General features: G+C 71.9%; 15 protein-coding genes. 12 read left to right on the top strand and 3 right to left on the bottom strand.

All coding sequences use genetic code 11. The features are described 5' to 3' along the window. The first annotated feature begins 83 nt into the window (after nucleotides 1-83). From KSO98_RS06790 to bar, 12 genes are all read left to right on the top strand, one after another. Nucleotides 84-1,313 carry a PucR family transcriptional regulator gene (locus KSO98_RS06790; RefSeq protein ID WP_225284341.1) on the top strand — a complete coding sequence of 410 codons (1,230 nt, stop codon included), beginning with the start codon at nucleotides 84-86 and terminating at the stop codon, nucleotides 1,311-1,313. Nucleotides 1,314-1,445: 132 nt separating this feature from the next. Further along, nucleotides 1,446-2,819: a uracil-xanthine permease family protein gene (locus KSO98_RS06795; protein WP_225284342.1), complete on the top strand. Its 1,374-nt coding sequence runs from the start codon at nucleotides 1,446-1,448 to the stop codon at nucleotides 2,817-2,819. After that, nucleotides 2,816-3,700: an FAD binding domain-containing protein gene (locus KSO98_RS18795; protein WP_225284343.1), complete on the top strand. Its 885-nt coding sequence runs from the start codon at nucleotides 2,816-2,818 to the stop codon at nucleotides 3,698-3,700. The genes KSO98_RS06795 and KSO98_RS18795 overlap by 4 nt, the downstream gene beginning before the upstream one ends. Nucleotides 3,701-3,702: 2 nt before the next feature. Continuing rightward, nucleotides 3,703-4,209: a (2Fe-2S)-binding protein gene (locus KSO98_RS06805; RefSeq protein ID WP_225284344.1), complete on the top strand. Its 507-nt coding sequence runs from the start codon at nucleotides 3,703-3,705 to the stop codon at nucleotides 4,207-4,209. Continuing rightward, the gene (gene cutA / locus KSO98_RS06810; protein ID WP_225284345.1) at nucleotides 4,206-6,590 is read left to right on the top strand and encodes an aerobic carbon-monoxide dehydrogenase large subunit; all 2,385 of its coding nucleotides are present in this window, start codon (nucleotides 4,206-4,208) and stop codon (nucleotides 6,588-6,590) included. The genes KSO98_RS06805 and cutA overlap by 4 nt, the downstream gene beginning before the upstream one ends. A gap of 9 nt (nucleotides 6,591-6,599) precedes the next feature. Continuing rightward, nucleotides 6,600-7,241: an SRPBCC family protein gene (locus KSO98_RS06815; RefSeq protein ID WP_225284346.1), complete on the top strand. Its 642-nt coding sequence runs from the start codon at nucleotides 6,600-6,602 to the stop codon at nucleotides 7,239-7,241. Next, nucleotides 7,238-8,629 carry an amidase gene (locus KSO98_RS06820; protein ID WP_225284348.1) on the top strand — a complete coding sequence of 464 codons (1,392 nt, stop codon included), beginning with the start codon at nucleotides 7,238-7,240 and terminating at the stop codon, nucleotides 8,627-8,629. Before KSO98_RS06815 ends, KSO98_RS06820 begins: the two co-directional genes overlap by 4 nt. A 96-nt stretch (nucleotides 8,630-8,725) precedes the next feature. Beyond that, complete coding sequence (locus KSO98_RS06825) at nucleotides 8,726-10,801, top strand: hydantoinase/oxoprolinase family protein (RefSeq protein ID WP_225284351.1); 2,076 nt, start codon at nucleotides 8,726-8,728, stop codon at nucleotides 10,799-10,801. A gap of 1 nt (nucleotide 10,802) precedes the next feature. Continuing rightward, nucleotides 10,803-12,794, top strand: coding sequence for a hydantoinase B/oxoprolinase family protein (locus KSO98_RS06830; protein WP_225284353.1), 1,992 nt, complete (start codon nucleotides 10,803-10,805; stop codon nucleotides 12,792-12,794). Further along, entirely contained in the window at nucleotides 12,776-13,552 is a 777-nt protein-coding gene (locus KSO98_RS06835; RefSeq protein WP_225284354.1) for an NmrA family NAD(P)-binding protein, read from the top strand. The genes KSO98_RS06830 and KSO98_RS06835 overlap by 19 nt, the downstream gene beginning before the upstream one ends. A gap of 73 nt (nucleotides 13,553-13,625) precedes the next feature. Beyond that, complete coding sequence (locus KSO98_RS06840; RefSeq protein ID WP_225284355.1) at nucleotides 13,626-14,564, top strand: carbamate kinase; 939 nt, start codon at nucleotides 13,626-13,628, stop codon at nucleotides 14,562-14,564. Between the two features lie 26 nt (nucleotides 14,565-14,590). Continuing rightward, entirely contained in the window at nucleotides 14,591-15,697 is a 1,107-nt protein-coding gene (gene bar, locus KSO98_RS06845; protein ID WP_225284356.1) for a barbiturase, read from the top strand. A 261-nt stretch (nucleotides 15,698-15,958) separates the two neighbouring features. Here the strand turns inward: bar and KSO98_RS06850 are convergent, their stop codons facing one another. The 3 genes from KSO98_RS06850 to KSO98_RS06860 form a co-directional block, all read right to left on the bottom strand. Further along, the gene (locus KSO98_RS06850; RefSeq protein WP_225284357.1) at nucleotides 15,959-17,152 is read right to left on the bottom strand and encodes a CaiB/BaiF CoA transferase family protein; all 1,194 of its coding nucleotides are present in this window, start codon (nucleotides 17,150-17,152) and stop codon (nucleotides 15,959-15,961) included. Between the two features lie 73 nt (nucleotides 17,153-17,225). Then, entirely contained in the window at nucleotides 17,226-18,989 is a 1,764-nt protein-coding gene (locus tag KSO98_RS06855) for an MFS transporter (RefSeq protein ID WP_225284358.1), read from the bottom strand. Beyond that, nucleotides 18,986-19,690 carry an LppX_LprAFG lipoprotein gene (locus KSO98_RS06860; RefSeq protein WP_225284359.1) on the bottom strand — a complete coding sequence of 235 codons (705 nt, stop codon included), beginning with the start codon at nucleotides 19,688-19,690 and terminating at the stop codon, nucleotides 18,986-18,988. Before KSO98_RS06860 ends, KSO98_RS06855 begins: the two co-directional genes overlap by 4 nt. Nucleotides 19,691-19,706 lie beyond the last annotated feature (16 nt).

The following is a 19,706-nucleotide window of genomic DNA, read 5'->3' on the forward strand; positions in this document are numbered from 1 at the left end:
TGGTGAGGATTGCCAACGCCAACGTCGAAGTCGGGCAACTGTTGATAGCCACCCCGCGCCGTCCCGTCGTCCACCATGACGACGTGGACGTCGAAGAGCTGGCCGAGCTCCTGCCCCAGCTCGTTCTCGCCGGAGCCGAGCTCGATGAGCTGGTCACCGCCATCGGCGAGGTGCTGCGCGCCGATGTCATGGTCACCACCGCCGACGGCCGGCAGCGCTCGGCCCTCATCACGGTGCCGATGCGCGCCCGCTTCGCCGAGGCGGGCCTCACCGACAACACCGGCCGCATCCGGGTCGAGTGGCTCGGGAGCTGGGACGACGAGGCCAGCCAGCCCGTCGTCGGCACCCGGATCCACCGCCTCCAGATCGCCGCCCCGGGACAGACCCTCGGGTATCTGATCGCGGCGAGCAGCCGCGGCTTCACCGAGGTCGAGCTCGGTGCCCTGCACCGCGCCGCCACCGCGATCGCGCTCTCCATCACCCGCGACCAGGCGGTCTCGGCGGTGGAGAACAAGTACCGCGGCGACTTCCTGCGCGACATCTTCCTGGGCCGCGCCGGTGCCGACGAGTTCGTCCGCGAGCACGTCATCGGATTCGGCTGGGAGATGAGCGGGCCGATGCAGGTGCTCGTCGCCCAGATCGATCCGCACGCCCCGTTCCAGCCCCACGGCACGCTCGAGGAGCAGCGCCAGTGGCAGGAGCGCTTCGCCAACGCGTGGCGCCAGGTCGCCGGCTCGATCGACCGGTCCATCCCGGTCGCCGACTTCGGCTCGGAGGTGGTCGCCGTCCTGCCCGGAGGGGATGCGGAGACCGCGAGCGCGCTGGTGCGGCGGATGGTCCACACCGTCGCCGGTGACAAGGGCGGCGGACGACGGCCGTTCTCGGTCGGAGTCGGCCGGGTCGTGGTCGGCGCGGCCGGCCTGCCCGAGGCGTACGCCCAGGCCCGGCGGGCCGTCGAGGTCGGGCGGCGCGTGCACGGCGGCAGCACGACGACCTGGTTCGACGAGCTCGGCCTGCACCGGCTGATCGCGATGGTGCCGGACAACGAGGAGCTGCGGGCCTTCGCCCATGACGTCCTCGGGGAGCTCGCTGCCGAGACCGACGAGGCGGCCACGCTGCGCGAGACGCTGCAGGTCCTGCTCAACACCAACTTCAACGTCGCCGAGGCCGCGCGCACCCAGTTCTTCCACTACAACACGATGCGCTATCGGGTCGGCAAGCTGGAGCGCCTGCTGGGCCCGATCGTCTCCGACCAGAACCTGCGGCTCGACGTCGCGGTCGCGCTCAAGGTCCTCGAGGTCCTCTCCGCCTGACAAGCCAGCACGACACTGGGCAACTTCCGCCAGAGTTCGGCGGTCCGTTCGGCGACACTCGCCCATGAGAGTGTGACCTGGCCCTCACTAGGTTGGTGCACCTCATGAGCCCCACCCCGAGGAGAAAACAGCATGACGATGTTCAAGTGGGAGGTCGTTGACCCCGCACCGGGTCAGCCGGTCGCGCCGCAACAGCGGCTCCCGTGGGGCCGCACGATCGGCCTCGGTGCACAGCACGTAGTCGCGATGTTCGGGGCGACCTTCGTCTTCCCGCTCGTGATGGGCCTGGACCCCAACCTGGCCATCCTCTTCTCGGGTATCTGCACGATCGGCTTCCTGATCGCGTGCAGCAACAGGGTTCCCAGCTACCTGGGCACCAGCGCCTCCTTCGTCGCGGGTGTCGCGGCGATCCGCGCCCAGGGCGGCGACTCCTCGGACGTCACCGGAGCCATCCTGGTCTCCGGTGTCGTGCTCGCCCTGGTCGGTCTGCTGGTGCACTTCGCCGGCTCCGGCGTGATCCACAAGATCCTGCCGCCGGCCGTCACCGGTGCCGTGGTCATGCTGATCGGCTTCAACCTGGCGCCGGTCGTGGCCGGCGTCTACTGGCCGCAGGACCAGTGGATCGCGCTGCTGACCGCCGCGTTCATGGTCTGTGCCGCAGTCCTGCTGCCCGGCTTCTGGTCGCGGATCGCGGTCTTCCTGGCCCTGATCTTCGGCTACGTGCTGTCGTTCCTGGCCGACAAGGCCTTCGGGTCGATCCACTCGATCACCGGCGGCAGCAACGGCAAGGAGATCGACCACGACCGCGTCTCGTGGGCCGGCGTGAAGGGGGCCGACTGGCTCGGCTTCCCGCACGGCACGCTGGCCGACGGCGTCTCGGTCGTGCACAGCCCCAGCTTCTCGATGACCTTCATCCTGCTGGTCCTCCCGGGCGTCATCGCCCTGATCGCGGAGAACACCGGTCACGTGAAGGCCGTCGCCGAGATGACCGGACAGAACCTGGACGGCTACATGGGCCGCGCGCTCACCGCTGACGGTGTCGCCACCGCGTTCGCCAGCGCATTCGGCGGCTCGCCGACCACCACCTACGCCGAGAACATCGGCGTGATGGGTGCCACCAAGGTCTACTCCACGGCCGCCTACTACGTGGCCGGCATCGTGGCGATCCTGCTGGGCCTGTGCCCGAAGTTCGGTGCGATCGTCAACGCCACCCCGGGCGGTGTCCTGGGCGGCATCACGATCGTCCTCTACGGCATGATCGGCCTGGTCGGCGCCAAGATCTGGGTCGAGAACGGCGTCGACTTCGGCAACCCGGTCAACATGGTCGGCCTCGCGGCCGGTCTCATCGCCGGCATCGGCGGCGTGACCCTCAAGATCACCGACAACTTCACCCTGAGCGGCATCGCTCTGGGCACCATCCTGGTGATCGTCTTCTACCATGCCGTGGCGTTCCGCAAGAACGACCTCGGCGCGGGCGACGCGGGCGAGGTGACCAAGAGGCTGTGAAGCCCGCACCGTTCGACTACGTCCGGCCAAGGACCCTGGACGAAGCCGTCCAGGCCTTGGCCGGACGGCCCGAGGCCAAGGTCCTCGCCGGCGGCCAGAGCCTGGTCCCGCTCCTCTCCATGAGACTCGCGGCGCCTTCTCTCCTGGTCGACATCAACGCGCTGCCCGACCTCGACCACGTCCGCGTGGACGAGACGGGCGTACGGATCGGGGCACTCGCGCGGCATGCGCGGGTGCTCGCCGATCCCGAGGTACGACGGGTGCAGCCGTTGGTCAGCCTGGCGCTGGCCAACGTCGCACACCCCACCATCCGCAACCGCGGCACCACGGTCGGCTCCCTCGTCCACGCGGACGCCGCCGCCGAGATGCCGATGGTGCTGCGGCTGCTGGAGGGCTCGGTCGACGTGGCCGGCCCCTCCGGCCGCCGCACCATCGAGGCGGCCGACCTCTACGTCGGCCCGCTGGAGTCGAGCCTGCACCACGACGAGATCGCGGTGGAGGCGTTCTTCCCGACCCTGCCCGCCCGTACGGGGGTGGCCTTCGAGGAGATCTCGCGGCGCCACGGCGACTACGCCATGTGCGGGGTCGCGGCGCTGGTCACCCTCGACGGAGGCGGCGCCGTCAGCCGCGTCCGGGCCGGCTACCTCTCGGCCTCCGACGTCCCGGCCGTGGTCGACCTGACCGAGCCGCTCGCCGGCGGGATCACCCCGGCGTCGCTGGAGCAGGCCGCCGCCGTCGCCCTCACCCAGCTCGACCCGGAGACCGACATCCACGCCACCGCCGCCTACCGCGCCCACCTCGTCGAGGTGCTGACCGCGCGCGTCGTCACCGCGGCGTACCAGAACGCCTCCGAGCACACCCACCAGAGCACGCAGGAGTAGCAGTGAGCACCGAACAGCTCCACCGGATCCGGCTCCAGGTCAACGGGGTCGCGCACGAGGTGGAGGTGCCGGCCCGTCGGCTCCTCTCCGACGCGCTCCGACACGACCTCGGCCTCACCGGGACCCACGTCGGGTGCGAGCACGGCGTGTGCGGGGCCTGCACGATCCTGGTCGACGGGACGCCGATGCGCTCCTGCCTGATGTTCGCCGTCTCCGCAGCGGACAGCGAGCTGACCACCGTCGAGGGGCTGGCCAACGCCGACGGCACCCTGGGCCCCGTCCAACAGGCCTTCCGGGAGTGCCACGGACTGCAGTGCGGCTTCTGCACCCCGGGCTTCCTGACCACCATCACCGCCGGCATCAAGGAGAACCCGAGCCCCAGCGAGGACGAGGCCCGCGAGATGATCGCCGGCAACCTGTGCCGCTGCACCGGCTACCAGAACATCGTCAAGGCGGTCTGCCGGGCCGCCGAGCTGGCCGCGACCCACAGCGGGGAGGCGGACCAGTGACCACCCGGATGATGGGCGCCAAGGTCGCCCGCGTCGAGGACGACCGCTTCGTCCGCGGCCACGGCCGCTACGTCGACGACGTCGCGCCCGACGCGCTGCACGCGGCGGTGCTGCGCAGCCCGCACGCCCACGCCCGGATCCGCTCCATCGACGTCGACGCCGTCCTCGACCTCGACGGCGTGCACGCCGTGTGGACGTACGAGGATCTCGCGCCGCTGGCGCCCGCGATGGGCGAGCCGCTGCCGCTGCTGATCCCGCACCCGACGCTGACCCACGGCCGCACCCAGTACGCGCTGGCCAAGGACGAGGTCAACTACGTCGGCGAGGCGATCGCCTTCGTCGTCGCCGACGACCGCTACCTCGCCGAGGACGCGCTGGACCGGATCGTCGTCGAGTACGACCTGCTGCCCGCCGTCGTCGGCATCGACGCCGCCCGTGCGGCCGAGCGCCTCGTGCACGAGGACGTGCCCGGCAACGTGGCCGCCCGGATGGAGCAGGCCAACGGCGACGCGGCCGCCGCGATCGCCGCGGCACCGCACACCCTCAGCCTCGACCTGGAGATCGAGCGCAGCGCCTGCATGCCGCTGGAGGGCCGCGGCGTGGCCGCCCGTTGGGACACCGACAACGGCCGGCTCCAGCTGTGGACCTCCACCCAGACCTCGACCGGCGTCCGCGCCGCGGTCGCGGCCAAGCTCGGTCTCGACCTGATGCGCGTCGACGTCATCACCCCCGACGTCGGCGGCGGCTTCGGGGTGAAGATCAACCACCCCTGGCCCGAGGAGCTGCTGGTCCCGCTCGCCGCGCGGCTGCTGGGGCGCGCGGTGAAGTTCACCGAGGACCGCCGCGAGCACTTCATCTCCTCGGCCCACGAGCGCGGCCAGCAGCACCACGTCGAGGTCGGCTTCGACGACGAGGGCCGCCTGCTCGGGCTCGACGTCCGGTTCTGGCACGACAACGGCGCCTACACCCCGTACGGGCTGATCGTCCCGATCATCACCTCGACCCAGCTGCTCGGGCCGTACAAGCCGGGCGCCTATCACGTGCAGTTCGACTCGCTCTACACCAACACCGTCATCGTCACGCCCTATCGCGGCGCCGGGCGCCCGCAGGGCTGCTTCGTGATGGAGCGGACCATGGACGCGATCGCCGCCTACCTCGGCAAGGACCGCACCGAGGTCCGCTCGATCAACCTGATCCAGCCCGACGAGATGCCGTACGAGCACGGCCTGACCTTCCAGGACGGGCGCGAGCTGACCTACGACTCCGGCGACTTCCCGACCATGCTCACCAAGATCAAGGAGCTGGTCGGCTGGGACGAGTTCGAGACGTTCCGCGCCGAGATGGCCGCCCAGGGCCGCCGGGTCGGCATCGGCCTGGCCGCCTACGTCGAGGGCACCGGCGTCGGCCCGTACGAGGGCGCGCACATCACCGTCGAGACCTCCGGCAAGGTCAAGGTCGCCACCGGCCTGACCACGCAGGGCCAGGGCCACCAGACCGCGTTCGCGCAGATCGTCGCCGACGAGCTCGGGGTGCCGTTCGAGGACGTCGAGATCACCACCGGCGACACCCGCCGGATGCCGTACGCGGTCGGCACCTTCGCCTCGCGCGCCGCGGTGATGAGCGGCTCGGCGATCCACCTGGCCGCCAAGAAGACCAAGGAGAAGGCGCTGCGGATCGCTGCCGAGGCGCTCGAGGCCGACGTCGAGGACCTCGAGATCGTCGACGGCGTCGTCCAGGTGAAGGGCAGCCCGGGCTCCGGCATCGGCCTGGGCACCGTCGCGGTGCTCTCCAACCCCCTGCGCTACGCCTTCGACGAGGCCTCCAAGGCGGCCACCCAGTTCAACGTCGGCGACCCGACCAAGCCGCCGGTCGCCGCCGGCGAGGAGCCCGGCCTGGAGGGGAAGGACTTCTACTCCCCGCCGCGCTCGACCTTCGCGTCGGGCATGCACGCCGTCATCGTCGAGACCGACCCGCTGACCGCCGAGATCACGATCCTCAAGTACGCGGTCGTGCACGACTGCGGCCACCTGATCAACCCGATGATCGTCGAGGGCCAGATCCACGGCGGCGTCGCCCAGGGCGTCGGGGGAGCGCTGTACGAGCGGATGGCCTACGACGAGGCCGGCCAGCTGCAGAACGCCTCCTTCATGGACTTCCTGATGCCGTACGTCACCGAGGTGCCGACCTCGATCGACATCGACCACCTCGAGACCCCCTCGCCGCTCAACCCGCTCGGCATCAAGGGCGCCGGCGAGGCCGGCGTCATCCCCGGCTCGGCTGCGTTCGCCGCCGCGATCGAGGACGCCGAAGGATTCCCCATCACCGCCATGCCCATCTCGCCCTCGCAGCTCTTCGACCTGCGCGCGGCCCACCACGCCTGAGGAGGACCGATGAAGATCACCGGTCAGAACACCATCGCCGCCCCCGTCGAGAAGGTCTGGGAGTCGCTGCTGGACCCGCGGGTGCTGGTCGCCACGATCCCCGGCTGCGAGCGACTCGAGGAGACCGGAGAGAACGCGTACGCGATGACCGTCAGCGCCGGCGTCGCCGCGATCCGCGGCACCTACTCGGGGGCCTGCACGCTGTCGGACCTGGTGCCGCACGAGTCGCTGACGATGAAGCTCCAGGGTGCCGGCGCCCCCGGCACCATCGATGCGGGCGTCGCGGTCCGCTTCGAGCGCGCCGGCGACACCACGGTGCTGTCCTACGACGCCGACGCGGTCGTCGGCGGCATGATCGGCGGCGTCGGGCAGCGGATGCTGACCAGCGTCTCGCGCCGGATGGCCGCGGAGTTCTTCGGCAACGTGGAGAAGGCGATCGCGGGCGTGCTGCCCGCCGCGCCCACCGCCGACGCGGGTCGTGTCGCGAGCGCCGGCGACCGTGTCGAGACCCGCGGCGAGACCCCGACCGTCTTCGCCGCCCCGCAGCGCTCCGCGAGCGACGACCGCTCCTTCCTCACCGGCGTCGCCGTCGGTGGCGCGCTCGTGCTGGCCGGTGCGATCGTCGGCGGGATCCTGGGTCGCCGTCGATGAACCCCGTGTCGGTCGACTCGACCGCCCGCGAGCAGGCCGCGGCGCTGCGTGCCCGGGAGATCTCGGCGCGTGAGCTGCTCGATCTGCACCTGGCCCGCATCGCCGAGCGCAATCCGCGGCTCAACGCGATCGTCTCGCTGGACCGGGAGCGCGCCCGGTCGGGCGCGGCCGAGGCCGACGAGCGGCTCGCGCGCGGTGCGGCCGTCGGCGCGCTGCACGGGCTGCCGTTCGCCTTCAAGGACACGCACGCGGTCGCGGGCTGGCGCACCACGTACGGCTCGACGCTCTTCGCCGAGCACGTGCCCGAGCGCGACGAGCTGCTCGTCGAGCGGGTCCGCGCCGCCGGCGCGGTGCCGATCGGGAAGACCAACGTGCCGGAGTTCGCGGCCGGCTCGCACACCTTCAACAAGGTCTTCGGAACGACCCTCAACCCCGTCGACCCCTCCCGTACGGCCGGCGGCTCGAGCGGTGGGGCGGCCTGTGCTCTCGCCTCCGGCATGGTGCCGCTGGCCGACGGCTCCGACATGGGTGGCTCCCTGCGCAACCCCGCGTCCTTCTGCGGCGTGGTCGGGATGCGGCCGAGCCTGGGCCGAGTGCCGGAGTGGCCGCTCTACAACCAGTGGGAGACCACCTCGGTGGGCGGCCCCATGGCACGCAACGTCGGCGATCTCGCGCTCCTGCTCTCCGTGCTCGCCGGCCCGGACCCGCGGGCGCCGCTGGCGCTCGGCGACCCCGGGGCGACCTTCGCCGATCCCGCGCCGGCCTCGCTGGCCGGGCTGCGGGTCGCGCTCAGCATCGACCTCGGCGGCGCCTTCGCGGTCGACCACGAGGTCGCCGCAGTGGTGGAGTCGGCCGGCGCCCGGCTTGCCCGAGCGGGCGCCCAGGTCCGCGGCGCGCACCCCGACCTGGGCCTGGCCGAGGACACCTTCCGCACCCTGCGGGCCTGGCACTTCCAGGCCAAGCTCGGCGCCCTGCTGGCCGCGCACCCGGACGCCTTCAAGCCCTCGCTGGCCGACAACATCCGGGCCGGGGAGTCGTTGACCGGTGCCGACGTCGCCCGGGCCTACACCCAGCGCACCGCGCTCGCCGAGACGATGCGGCTCTTCTTCCGCGACCACGACGTGCTCGTGCTGCCGGTCTCGCAGGTGCCGCCGTTCCCGGCCGACCAGGAGTTCCCGGCCCACATCAACGGCGAGCCGATGGCGACGTACCTGGACTGGATGCGCTCGGCGTACTTCATCACCGTCACCGGCTGCCCGGCCATCTCCGTCCCCGCCGGCACCACCCGCGACGGGCTGCCGATCGGTGTGCAGATCGTCGCCCCGCACGGCGCCGACCGGCGCCTCCTCGAGGTCGCCGCGGCCTTCGAGGCGTTGGGCGTCCACTGATCGAGCACACGTAAGCAACATCTGCCGACGATCAGGCGGCTGGTCGGCAGAAGATGCCGTCGTCCCCACCCGGGTCCGGTCACTTGAATGTGACGTATGACAAGGCGGATCAGGATCGGCATCGACACCGGCGGCACCTTCACCGATGTCGTCGCGTTCGACGAGGACAACGGCACGGTGGTCACCACCAAGACCCCCAGCACGCCGGCGAACCCGGCGGACGGGTTCCTTGCCGGGATCGACAAGGTGCTCGGCCTGGCCGAGGCGGAGTTCGCCGACGTGGTCGCCGTCAGCCACGGCACCACGGTCGCCACCAACCAGCTCCTCGAGGGCAAGGTCGACGCACTCGGGTTCATCACCACCGAGGGCTACGAGGCGATGCTCGAGATCGCCCGCCAGTCCGTCCCCGACGGCTACGGCAACTCGTACTTCTGGGTGAAGCCGGAGCGGATCGTGCCGCGGCACCTGGTCAAGGGCGTCGGCGGCCGGCTCGACTTCACCGGCGCGGAGCTGCGCCCCTTCGACGAGGACGGCGCCCGCACGGTCGCGCGCTGGTTCCGCGACCAAGGCATCGACACCCTCGGTGTCTGCTTCCTGCACGCCTACGCCAACCCCGCCCACGAGGAGCGGATGCGCGCCATCCTGCTCGAGGAGCACCCCGGCGCGGTCGTCTCCATCTCCAGCGAGGTGCTGCGCGAGTACCGCGAGTACGAGCGCTCGATGACGACGCTGGTCGACGCCGCGGTGAAGCCGAAGCTCTCGCGCTACGTCAACAACATCAAGGAACGCCTCGCGACGCAGGCCGGCCGCACCGTGCCCTTCTACGTGATGAAGTCCAACGGCGGCGTGCTCTCGGCCGACGAGGTGGTCCACCAGCCGATCACGACCGTGCTCTCCGGGCCGGCCGCCGGCGCCCTGGGCGCCGCGCTGATCGCCAAGGTCGCCGGCTTCGACAGGGTCCTCACCTCCGACGGTGGCGGCACCTCGACCGACGTCTCCGTGGTCATCGACGGCGAGCCCACCCTCACGACCGAGGGCAGCGTCGGGGTCTACCCCTCCAAGATCCCGATGATCGACGTGGTCACCGTGGGCGCCGGCGGCGGCTCGATCGCCTGGCTCTCCCCGGAGGGCACCCTCAAGGTCGGCCCGCACTCGGCCGGCGCCGACCCGGGCCCGATCTGCTACCGCAAGGGCGGCACCGAGGTCACCATCACCGACGCCCACGTCTTCCTCGGGCGCATCCCTCCGCACCTGCTCGGCGGCGAGATCCCGCTCGATGTCGAGAGCGCGGCGAGCGCCGTACGAGCCCTGGCCGCGACCCTCGCCATCACCCCGGAGGCCTGCGCCACCGGCATCCTCGAGATCTCGGCCTGGAACCAGGCCAACGCGCTGCGCCAGGTCACGGTCAAGCGTGGGCTCGACGTCCGCGACTTCACCCTCACCACCTTCGGCGGCTCCGGCTCGCTGCTGCTGTGCCGCCTGATGGACATCCTCGGCATCCCGACCGTGCTGGTCCCGCCGAACCCGGGCAACGTCTCCGCCTTCGGCCTGCTCACCGTCGACGTGAAGAACGACTACGTCCAGACGCACGTCGCGCTGGCCGAGAGCCTCGACGTCGCCGACCTCCAGGGCGTGTACGACGACCTCACCGCCCGAGCCGCGGCCGCGCTGACCAAGGAGGGCTTCGCCGCGGAGCAGCACGCGTTCGTCCGTACGGCCGACGTGCGCTACTTCGGCCAGGCCTTCGAGGTGCGCGTCGGCGTCCCCGACGGCCCGGTCACCGCCGAGACGCTGGTCGCGGTCGTCGCGCGCTTCCACGCCGAGCACCGGGTGCTCTACGGCTACGACTTCTCCGGCGACGCCACCCAGCAGGTCGAGGTGGTCAACCTCCGTGTCTCGGGCATCGGCCCGATCCGGCGCCCCGAGATCCTGAAGAGCGCCGGACCCGCCGACGCGCCCCGGCCGACCGGCTCGCGCACGGTCTGCTTCGACGCCGAGACCGGATCCGTCGAGACCCCGGTCTACTGGCGCCCCGACCTGCCCGCGGGGCAGGTGCTCGTCGGCCCGGTGATCATCGAGGAGTTCGGCTCCACCGTGCCGATCCACCCCGGCTTCACCGCCCGGGTGGACGACTTCGCCAACATCATCGTCACGCGTACGGAGAGCAACTGACATGTGCCTGAGCTGCCAAACCGCATCCGTCGGCAAGCCGTCCGCGCACGCCGACCACACCCAGCACAACGGGTCCCGCCGGGCGCCGACCCAGTTCCCCTTCGGCACCCTGACCACCGACGCCGGCGCCAGCGCCGACCCGGTGCTCGTCGAGATCGTCCAGGGCTCCCTGGCCGCCGTCGAGCATGAGGTCGAGACCGCGATCGCCCGCACGTCGCGCAGCCCGATGATCCGCGACGCGCACGACTTCCGCGCCGGCATCCACGATCGCCTGCTGCGCAAGCTCACCGGCCGCTCCTACTCCGCGCTCGTGCACCCGGTGGCGCGCGACTTCCCGATCGAGGAGATGAAGGAGGGCGACGTCTTCTTCCACAACGACGTCTACCTCTCCGAGGGCGGCATCGGCCACCTGCCCGACCTCTGCGTGACCGTCCCGGTCTTCGCCGGGCCCGAGGGGGAGCGGCGCGTCGTCGCCTTCGTCCAGGCCTTCGGTCACCACGACGACATCGGCGGTGCGGTGCCGGGCTCGATGCCCTCGCACGCCACAAGCGTCTTCGAGGAGGGCCTGGCGGTCCCGCCGATCAAGCTGTGGGACGCGGGCGTGCCCAACCGGGCCGCGCTCACGATCATGACCCGCAACTCCCGGATGCCGGAGTCGCTGGCCGCCGACCTCGACGCCGAGTGCTCGGCCTGCCTCATGGGTGCGCGCCGGCTCGGTGAGCTCTTCGACCGCTACGGCATCGAGACCGTCGAGGCCTGCTTCGACGCGGTCATCGACCGCTCCACCCAGACCTACCGCCGCGAGATCCTGTCCAAGATCCCGGTCGGCACCTGGACCTGGGAGGACTACGCCGAGCACGACGGCGTCGACGAGCCGCAGCTGCACACCCAGCGCATCACCCTGACCCGTACGGCCGCCGACGACCCGGACGGGGAGCGCCTCATCCTCGACTTCGACGGCACCGGCCCGCAGGCCAAGGGCCCGATCAACCACTGCGGCGACTACAGTGACGGCGTCTTCCTCAAGAAGTGGCTGGCGCCCATCCTGCGCAACCTCGCCGACACCCCCGAGCGGATGGCCGAGCTCGACGTCAACGAGGGCGTGGTGCCGCTCATCGAGATGCGGTTCCCGCCGCCCGGCACGCTGCTCACGCCGGTCTTCCCGGCACCGACCAACGCCCGTACGTTCGTCATCCTGCGTCTCCTCGGCGTGCTCGCCGGCGTGCTCGCCAAGGCGGTGGACGGCCGGATGCCGGCCGACCAGGAGACGATCCGCTACACCGGCGTCTACGGCGAGGACCTCGACGGCCGCTCGTACCTCATGCGCGAGGTCCTCGGCGGTGGCTCGGGCGGTCGCTACTACGCCGACGGCGAGGACACCATCCACGTCGTCCCCGACTCCCGCAACCTGCCCAGCGAGTTCACCGAGTCGCGCTTCCCCTTCATCGTCGAGTCGCTGGCGCTGGCCAAGGACAGCGGCGGGGCGGGGGAGTACCGCGGCGGACTCGGGTACGAGAAGCAGATCCGGATGCTCAAGGACGCCCACTTCATGTCGATCGCCGACCGGTCGATCCTGGCCTGCTGGGGCGTCAAGGGCGGCAAGGCCGGCAAGCCGTTCCAGGTCACCATCGACCCGGGCGGTCCGAACGAGCGCGAGGTCGACGCCCTGGCCGACGCCGAGCCCGTCAAGGCCGGGGAGCTGATCCGGATCCGGACCACCGGAGGTGGTGGCTGGGGTGACCCCCTGGCTCGCGACCCCGAGCTCGTGGTGCGCGACGTGCGCTGGCAGAAGGTGTCCGCCGAGGCCGCGCTCGCCGACTACGGCGTGGTGCTGACCGGCTCGGGCGACGGCCTCGGCTTCGATGCCGCGGCCACCGAGGCCGAGCGCGCCGCGCGCCCCGCGGTCGCCGATGACGACGCGTTCTTCGACCGGGGTCCGGGCTACGCGGCGCTCGCCGGCGGCGCGGAGTACGCATGGGTCGACCACCGCTGATCGCCCTCATCGGCGGCACCGGCAAGACCGGTCGCGCCGTGCAGGCGGCCCTGTCCGGGGTGGGCGTGGAGGCTCACGCCCTCGGCCGGGCCGCCTCTGCGGACCTGTCCGCCGCGCTCGCCGGCGCGGACGCGGTCTACCTGATCGCGCCCAACCTCCATCCGGACGAGCCGCGCTATGTCGCCGACGCACTGGCGGCGATGCGGGCGGCGGGTGTCGGCCGGGTCGTCTACCACTCGGTCGCCTCGCCGTACGCCCCGGCGATGCCGCACCACCTCGGCAAGGCGACCGCCGAGGACCTGGTCCGGCGCTCGGGGCTGGCCTGGACGATCCTCCAGCCCTGCGCGTACCTGCAGAACCTGCAGGCCGGGGTGATGACCGGCGCCCTGAGCGTCCCGTACTCGCTCGAGACCCGCTTCGGCCTGGTCGACCTCGACGACGTGGCCCGGGCCGCCGCCGTCGTGCTCACCGAGCCCGGCCACGACGGCGCCACCTACGAGCTGGGCGGTCCTGCCCTGGTCACTCTCGCCGAGGTCGCCGCGATCGCGACCGAGGTGCTCGGCCGACCGGTCACCGCGACCCGGACCGACCCGGACGCCTGGGCCGGTGAGGGGTTGGGCGAGCGCGAGCAGGTGTGGCTGCGCGCGATGTTCGGCTACTACGACGCGTACGGCCTGCCGACCGGCGGGCGAGTTCTCGCGGCCCTGCTCGGCCGCACACCCGCCACGGTCGCGGACGTGATGACGCGCTGGCAGTAGTTGCCAGGGATCGGCGGCGGAGTCGGCAGTTCCGCACGGTGAACGCAGTGGTCGGGCTCACTAGGTTCGGAGCATGAGGATCCTGCTGGCCCTGGGCGGCAACGCGATGACGTCGCCCACTGGCGGCGCCCGCCCCGAGGACCAGATCACCGCGGCGACGACGGCGATGGAGGCCGTCGCGGCGCTCATCGCCGAAGGCCTCGAGGTGGTCATCACCCACGGAAACGGACCCCAGGTCGGCAATCTCCTGGTCAAGAACGAGCTCGCCGCCCACGTCGTGCCGCCGGTCCCGCTGGACTGGTGCGGAGCGCAGACCCAAGGCACCCTCGGCGACATCCTGATGAACGCCCTCGACGGCTCCCTCACCACACGCGGGCTCGCCCGCCCGACGGCCGCCCTGATCACCCGCACGCTCGTCGATCCTGGCGACCCGGCGTTCGCCTCGCCCAGCAAGCCCGTCGGTCGCTACCTGTCGGCCGACGAGGCGCAGGTGATGATCGAGCACGGGGAGAACTGGGAGGACCGCGGTGCGCGCGGCTGGCGGCGCGTGGTCGCCTCGCCCGAGCCCCGCGAGGTCCTCGAGGCTCCCGCCGTCGTCGCCCTGGTCGAGTCCGGCTTCGTGGTGATCGCCAACGGCGGAGGCGGGATCCCGACCGTACGCCGGCCCGACGGCAGCCTCACCGGGATCGAGGCCGTCATCGACAAGGACCTCGGGGCCGCCCTGCTCGCCGAGAGCGTCGAGGTCGATCTGCTGGTGATCGCCACCGACGTACCGCACGCGATCCTCGACTTCGGCACCCCCGACGCCCGCCCGATCGGCGAGGTCACCCTCGACGAGATGCGCGCGTACGCCGCCGCCGGGCACTTCGCCGGCGGCTCGATGGGCCCCAAGGTCGACGCGGTCTGCCGCTTCGTCGAGCGGTCCGGGCGGCGCGGCGTCATCACCGACCTGAACACCATCGTCGCGGCCGCCTCCGGGCAGGCCGGGACCATCGTCGTACCCAACTCCTGAGTCCGAACCGAAGGGAAACGCCTGACATGCCTGCAGCCATTGAGGTCCGCAAGGTCCCGATCCACTCCGTCGCCGACGCCTCCGAGCTGGCCAAGCTCATCGACGACGGCGTGCTCGACGCATCGCGGGTGATCGCGATCATCGGCAAGACCGAGGGCAACGGCGGCGTCAACGACTACACCCGGATCATCGCCGACCGCGCCTTCCGCGAGGTGCTGATCGCCAAGGGCGCCCCGGCCGAGCAGGTCAAGGGCGTCCCGATCGTCTGGTCGGGCGGCACCGACGGCGTGATCAGCCCGCACGCCACGATCTTCGCCACCACTGACGTGCCCGAGGACGACCCGAGCCGTGGAGAGCAGCGCCTCACCGTCGGCTTCGCGATGAGCGAGCCGCTGGCCCCCGAGGAGATCGGGCGGACCAGCATGGTCTCGAAGGTCGCCGACGCGGTGAAGGTCGCCATGGAGCGCGCCGGCATCACCGACCCGGGCGACGTGCACTACGTGCAGACCAAGACGCCGCTGCTCACCATCCACACCATCCGCGACGCCAAGAGCCGCGGCAAGACGGTCTGGACCGAGCACACCCACGAGTCGATGGACCTCTCCAACGGCTGCACCGCACTCGGCATCGCGGTGGCGCTCGGCGAGATCGAGATGCCGACCGACGCCGATGTCATGCACAACCGCTCGCTGTTCTCCTCCGTCGCCTCCTGCTCCTCGGGCGTCGAGCTCGACCAGGCCCAGGTGGTCGTGGTCGGCAACGCCACCGGCGTCGGCGGCCGCTACCGGATCGGGCACTCGGTGATGAACGATGCGCTCGACCAGGACGGCATCTGGGCAGCGATCAAGGACGCCGGTCTCGATCTGCCCGAGCGCCCGCACCACACCGACCTCGACGGCCGGCTGGTCAACGTCTTCCTCAAGTGCGAGGCCTCGCAGGACGGCATGGTCCGCGGACGCCGCAACGCCATGCTCGACGACTCCGACGTGCACTGGCACCGCCAGATCAAGTCCTGCGTCGGCGGCGTCACGGCGGCCGTCACGGGCGACCCCGCGGTCTTCGTCTCGGTCTCGGCCGCGCACCAGGGCCCCGAGGGAGGCGGCCCCGTCGCCGCCATCGTCGACCTCAGCTGACGCCGACTCGGCCCTCGTGCACTGCTGACTCGGCCGTCACGCGCCTACGACTCGGCCCTCCGACTGCTTTCCGCGGTCGGAGGGCCGAGTCAGTCGTGTCTGAGGGCCAGGCCGGGCGTGCGGGAGGGCCAGGTCGGGCGTGCGGGAGGGCCAGGTCGGGCGTGCGGGAGGGCCGAGTCGGCGGTGTCTAAGGGCCAGGTCAGTCGTGTCTGAGGGCCAGGTCGGGCGTGCGGGACGGCCAGGTCGGCCGTGTCCGAGGGCCTACTCGGCGGTGTCGGAGGGCCGAGTCAGCCAGGCGCGGATCTCGTCGTTGTGCTGGCCGAGCGTTGGGGGAGCGGCATGCTCGGTGCGCCCGCCGGCGTACGGGTTGTCGTCGAAGCGCAGGGTCGGGCCGGGGAGCTGGATCGGGCCGAGGGTGGCGTGCTCGACGTCGATGAGCAGCCCCTGGGAGCGGGTCTGCTCCCAGGCGTAGACGTCGTCGAGGGAGCGCACCTTGCCTGCCGGCACGCCGGCGGCGTCAAGCCGGGCGAGGACGGTCTCGGCGTCGAGGTCGGCGAGCAGCCCCTCGATCAACGCGATCAGCGCGTCGCGGTTGGCCACGCGCTCGGGATTGGTGCCGAAGCCGGGCGTGGCCGGGTCGATCCGGAACTCGCCGGCGAAGGCCGCCCACAGCTTCTCCGAGCCGCACGCGATCTGGACCGGCGCGGTGCGCGTCGCGAACATCCCGTACGGCGCGATCGACGGGTGGTGGCCGCCGGCCAGCCCCGGGACCTCGCCGGCGACGGTCCACTTGGTGCCCTGGAAGGCGTGCACCCCGACCATCCCGGCCAGAAGCGACGTGTGCACCACCCGGCCGCGCCCGGTCCGCTCGCGCTCGTAGAGGGCCGACACCACGCCGTACGCGCCGTTCATCCCGGCCAGCAGATCGGCGATCGGGACCCCGACCTTGGTCGGCTCGCTCAGGCCGGTCAGCGACATCAGGCCGCCCTCGCCCTGCGCGATCTGGTCGAAGCCTGCCCGCTGCGCCTCCGGGCCGTCGTGGCCGAAGCCGGTGATCTGGAGGACCACCAGGCGCGGGTTGAGTTCGTGCAGTCGCTCGATCGGGAAGCCGAGCCGGTCCAGGACGCCGACCCGGAAGTTCTCCATCAGCACGTCGGAGCGCTCGACCAGCCGCGCGAGGACCTCCTGGTCCCCGGCGTCCTTGAGGTCGAGGGTGATCGACTCCTTGTTCCGGTTCGCGGAGAGGAAGTACGTCGACTCGCGCGCGCCCTCGGTCGGGTCCATGAACGGCGGACCCCACGTACGGGTGTCGTCGCCGGTGGGGCTCTCGACCTTGATCACGCGCGCGCCGAGGTCACCGAGCATCATCGCCGCGTGCGGTCCGGCGAGGGCGCGGGTGAGATCGAGGACCACGATGCCCTCGAGCGGGCCGGAGGGCGCAGAGATGCCAGACATGCCGGTGACGCTAATGACGAAAGCGGGGCCGAAGTAGGGCAAATGCTGCCAACGGCCTGCCGGGACTTTGGCGTCAGTCGCGCTGCTGGTGCAGCACACCCAGCGCCAGCAGCGCCCCGGCGACCGCCACCACCGCGGCCCACCCGAAGACGGTGTGCTCCTGAGCGATCCCGGCGCCCTGGAGCAGGTCGCGGTAGGCGTCGCACAGCCCCTGGCCGGCTCCGCAGACCGAGGTCATCGGAGGAAGGTCGGCCTGGGCGGCGTAGTAGTGCCGCAGTCCGAGCGTCGTCAGGGTGGAGATGCCGACGAGCATGCCGACCATCCTGGCCACCACGACCAGCGAGCTGGCCAGGCCGTGGATGGCGGCGTCGGTGCTGGCCAGGATCGAGGCATTGACCGGGGCGAGCACCAGCCCGAAGCCGAGCCCGGCGAGGAGCAGCGGCAGGGTCGCGGTCCCGTGCCGGAGCGCGTCGACGTCCCATCGCGCCATCCAGGCCAGCCCGGCTGCTGCGAGCAACAGCCCGGCGGCCGCGATCACGCCGGCAGGAAGCCGGCGGGTGAGCCAGCCGCCGAGGACGGCCCCGACCGGCAGCGCGACCAGGAAGCGGACCAGCACCAGTGCGGCCTTCACCTGGCTGTCGGCGTAGACGGTGGTGCGCGCGAAGAGCGGTACGTCGATGAGCGCCGCGACCAGCGCGACGCCGATCAGCAGGCTGACCGCCACCGATCCCCACGCCGCGCGCGGGCGCAGTGCGCCGCGGGGGATGAGCGGACGGGCGGCGGTGCGCTGCCGCAGCGCGAACGCCGTCAGGGCGAAAGCCGCGATGCCGAGATAGAGCCAGCCGCGTGGCGCCATCGCCGCCACCTGCGGATCGGCGGTGGCGAAGGCCAGGATCACTCCGGCCAGCGCGACGGCCAGCAGCAGCGCGCCCGGCAGGTCGACCTCGCGCGCGCTCGCGGTCCAACCCCGGACGTCGATCAGCGGCCAGCGTGGCGCCCGGGCCAGCGCGCAGCGCACGAGGTAGAGCGCGAGCGCGGCCAGGCAGGCGAGCCCGAGCGGGGTGGTCCACCGCCCGGAGCCGACGGCGGGGATGAAGAGCTGCCCCCAGGTGAGGTCGCGCATCATCGCGGTCGGCTGGAGGAGGACCAGGGCGCCGCTCACGGCGGTGAGGAGCAGAAGAAGGACGCCGTACGGATCCGCGTGTCCTCGGGTGACCCCGGGACCCGCTACGCGCACCTCGGCGACGGGGTCCCCGCAACGGCGCAGCGCGAGGGCGAGCACCACCCCGACGACCAGGTTGACCCCGAAGATCGCCCGCCAGTCCGCGACCGCGAGCACGATCGCACCCGCGAGCGGGCCGAGCAGCGAGCCCGCCTCCTGCACGGCCGACACGATCCCGAGCGGGACGCCGCGGCGCTGCGCCGGATACAGATCGGCGACCAGTGCGAGGGTCGCGGGTACGAGAGCACCGCCGCCCACGCCCTGCAGCGCCCGGCCCAGGATCATCGGCCCGAGTCCGTACGCCAGCGCCGTCAGCAGCGACCCGAGGGAGAAGAGCACCAGCCCGGCGACCAGCACCGGCACCCGGCCGCGCCGGTCCGCGATGGAGCCGATCAGCGGCAGCATCGCGACGTAGCCGAGCAGGAACGCCGAGATGATCGGCGTCGCCTGCTGCAGCTGCTCGATGGAGAGCCCGACGCCGGCCATCATGTCCGGCAGCGCCAGCACGACGACGTACGTGTCGGCTGCCGCGAACGCTACCGCGATCGCCGCCAGCGGGAGCAGCCGGCGCTGGCCCCGCCCCGTGGTCACGTCTGCGGTCGCGCCAACGGTCACGGCGCCGTGATGGTCTTGTCGGTGCCGTACTCGTCGAGCGTCACCGTGTAGGTCGACGCCTGCTCACCCTCGCCGTAGAACCTCCCGGTGAGCACCGCCTGGGACAGCTCGTGGCCGGAGCCGATCGTGTACGACACGTCGAAGGTGCCGCTCGCGCTCGAGATGATGGAGGCGACCGCCGATTCGGGCAGCGTGCCGGTGTAGGTGGTCAGCACCTCCTTGTTGTCCGTGCCGCCGCGCACGCTGTCGCCCGCCTTGGGATGCTCGGTCGCGGTGAGGAGGTTGGAGATGCCGGTCTCCGGGGAGATCAGCGAGGCCGGGTCCGGGACGCCGTAGTCGGCCGGGTCGATCGTCTGCCAGCTCGTGGTCAGCGGCAGCTGCGCGTGGACCTTGCCGTCGACCGCGATCACCGGCACCTTCGCCGAGGTCCCGAGGATGTGCACGGTGATCGTGCCGTCGAACGCAGGCGCGTGGGTCAGGGTGCCCTCGGCCGCCGCCAGGACGTTGCCGCCCGGCAGGTCCTTGCCCTCGAGCGCGAGGCGCACGCCCGGGGTCGTGTCCAGCGTCTTCTTGGCGCTCGCCAGGGCCTCGGCCGGCGACTCGTCCGGCGCCGAGGACCCGCCACAGCCGGCGAGGGTCGCGGCGAGGAGGGCCGAGGTGACGGCAAGGGGGAGGGCCCATGAACGAGTACGTCGCTGCACGGGCCTCACCCTTGCA

Source organism: Nocardioides nematodiphilus, from assembly GCF_020216525.1.
Lineage (GTDB): Bacteria > Actinomycetota > Actinomycetes > Propionibacteriales > Nocardioidaceae > Nocardioides > Nocardioides nematodiphilus.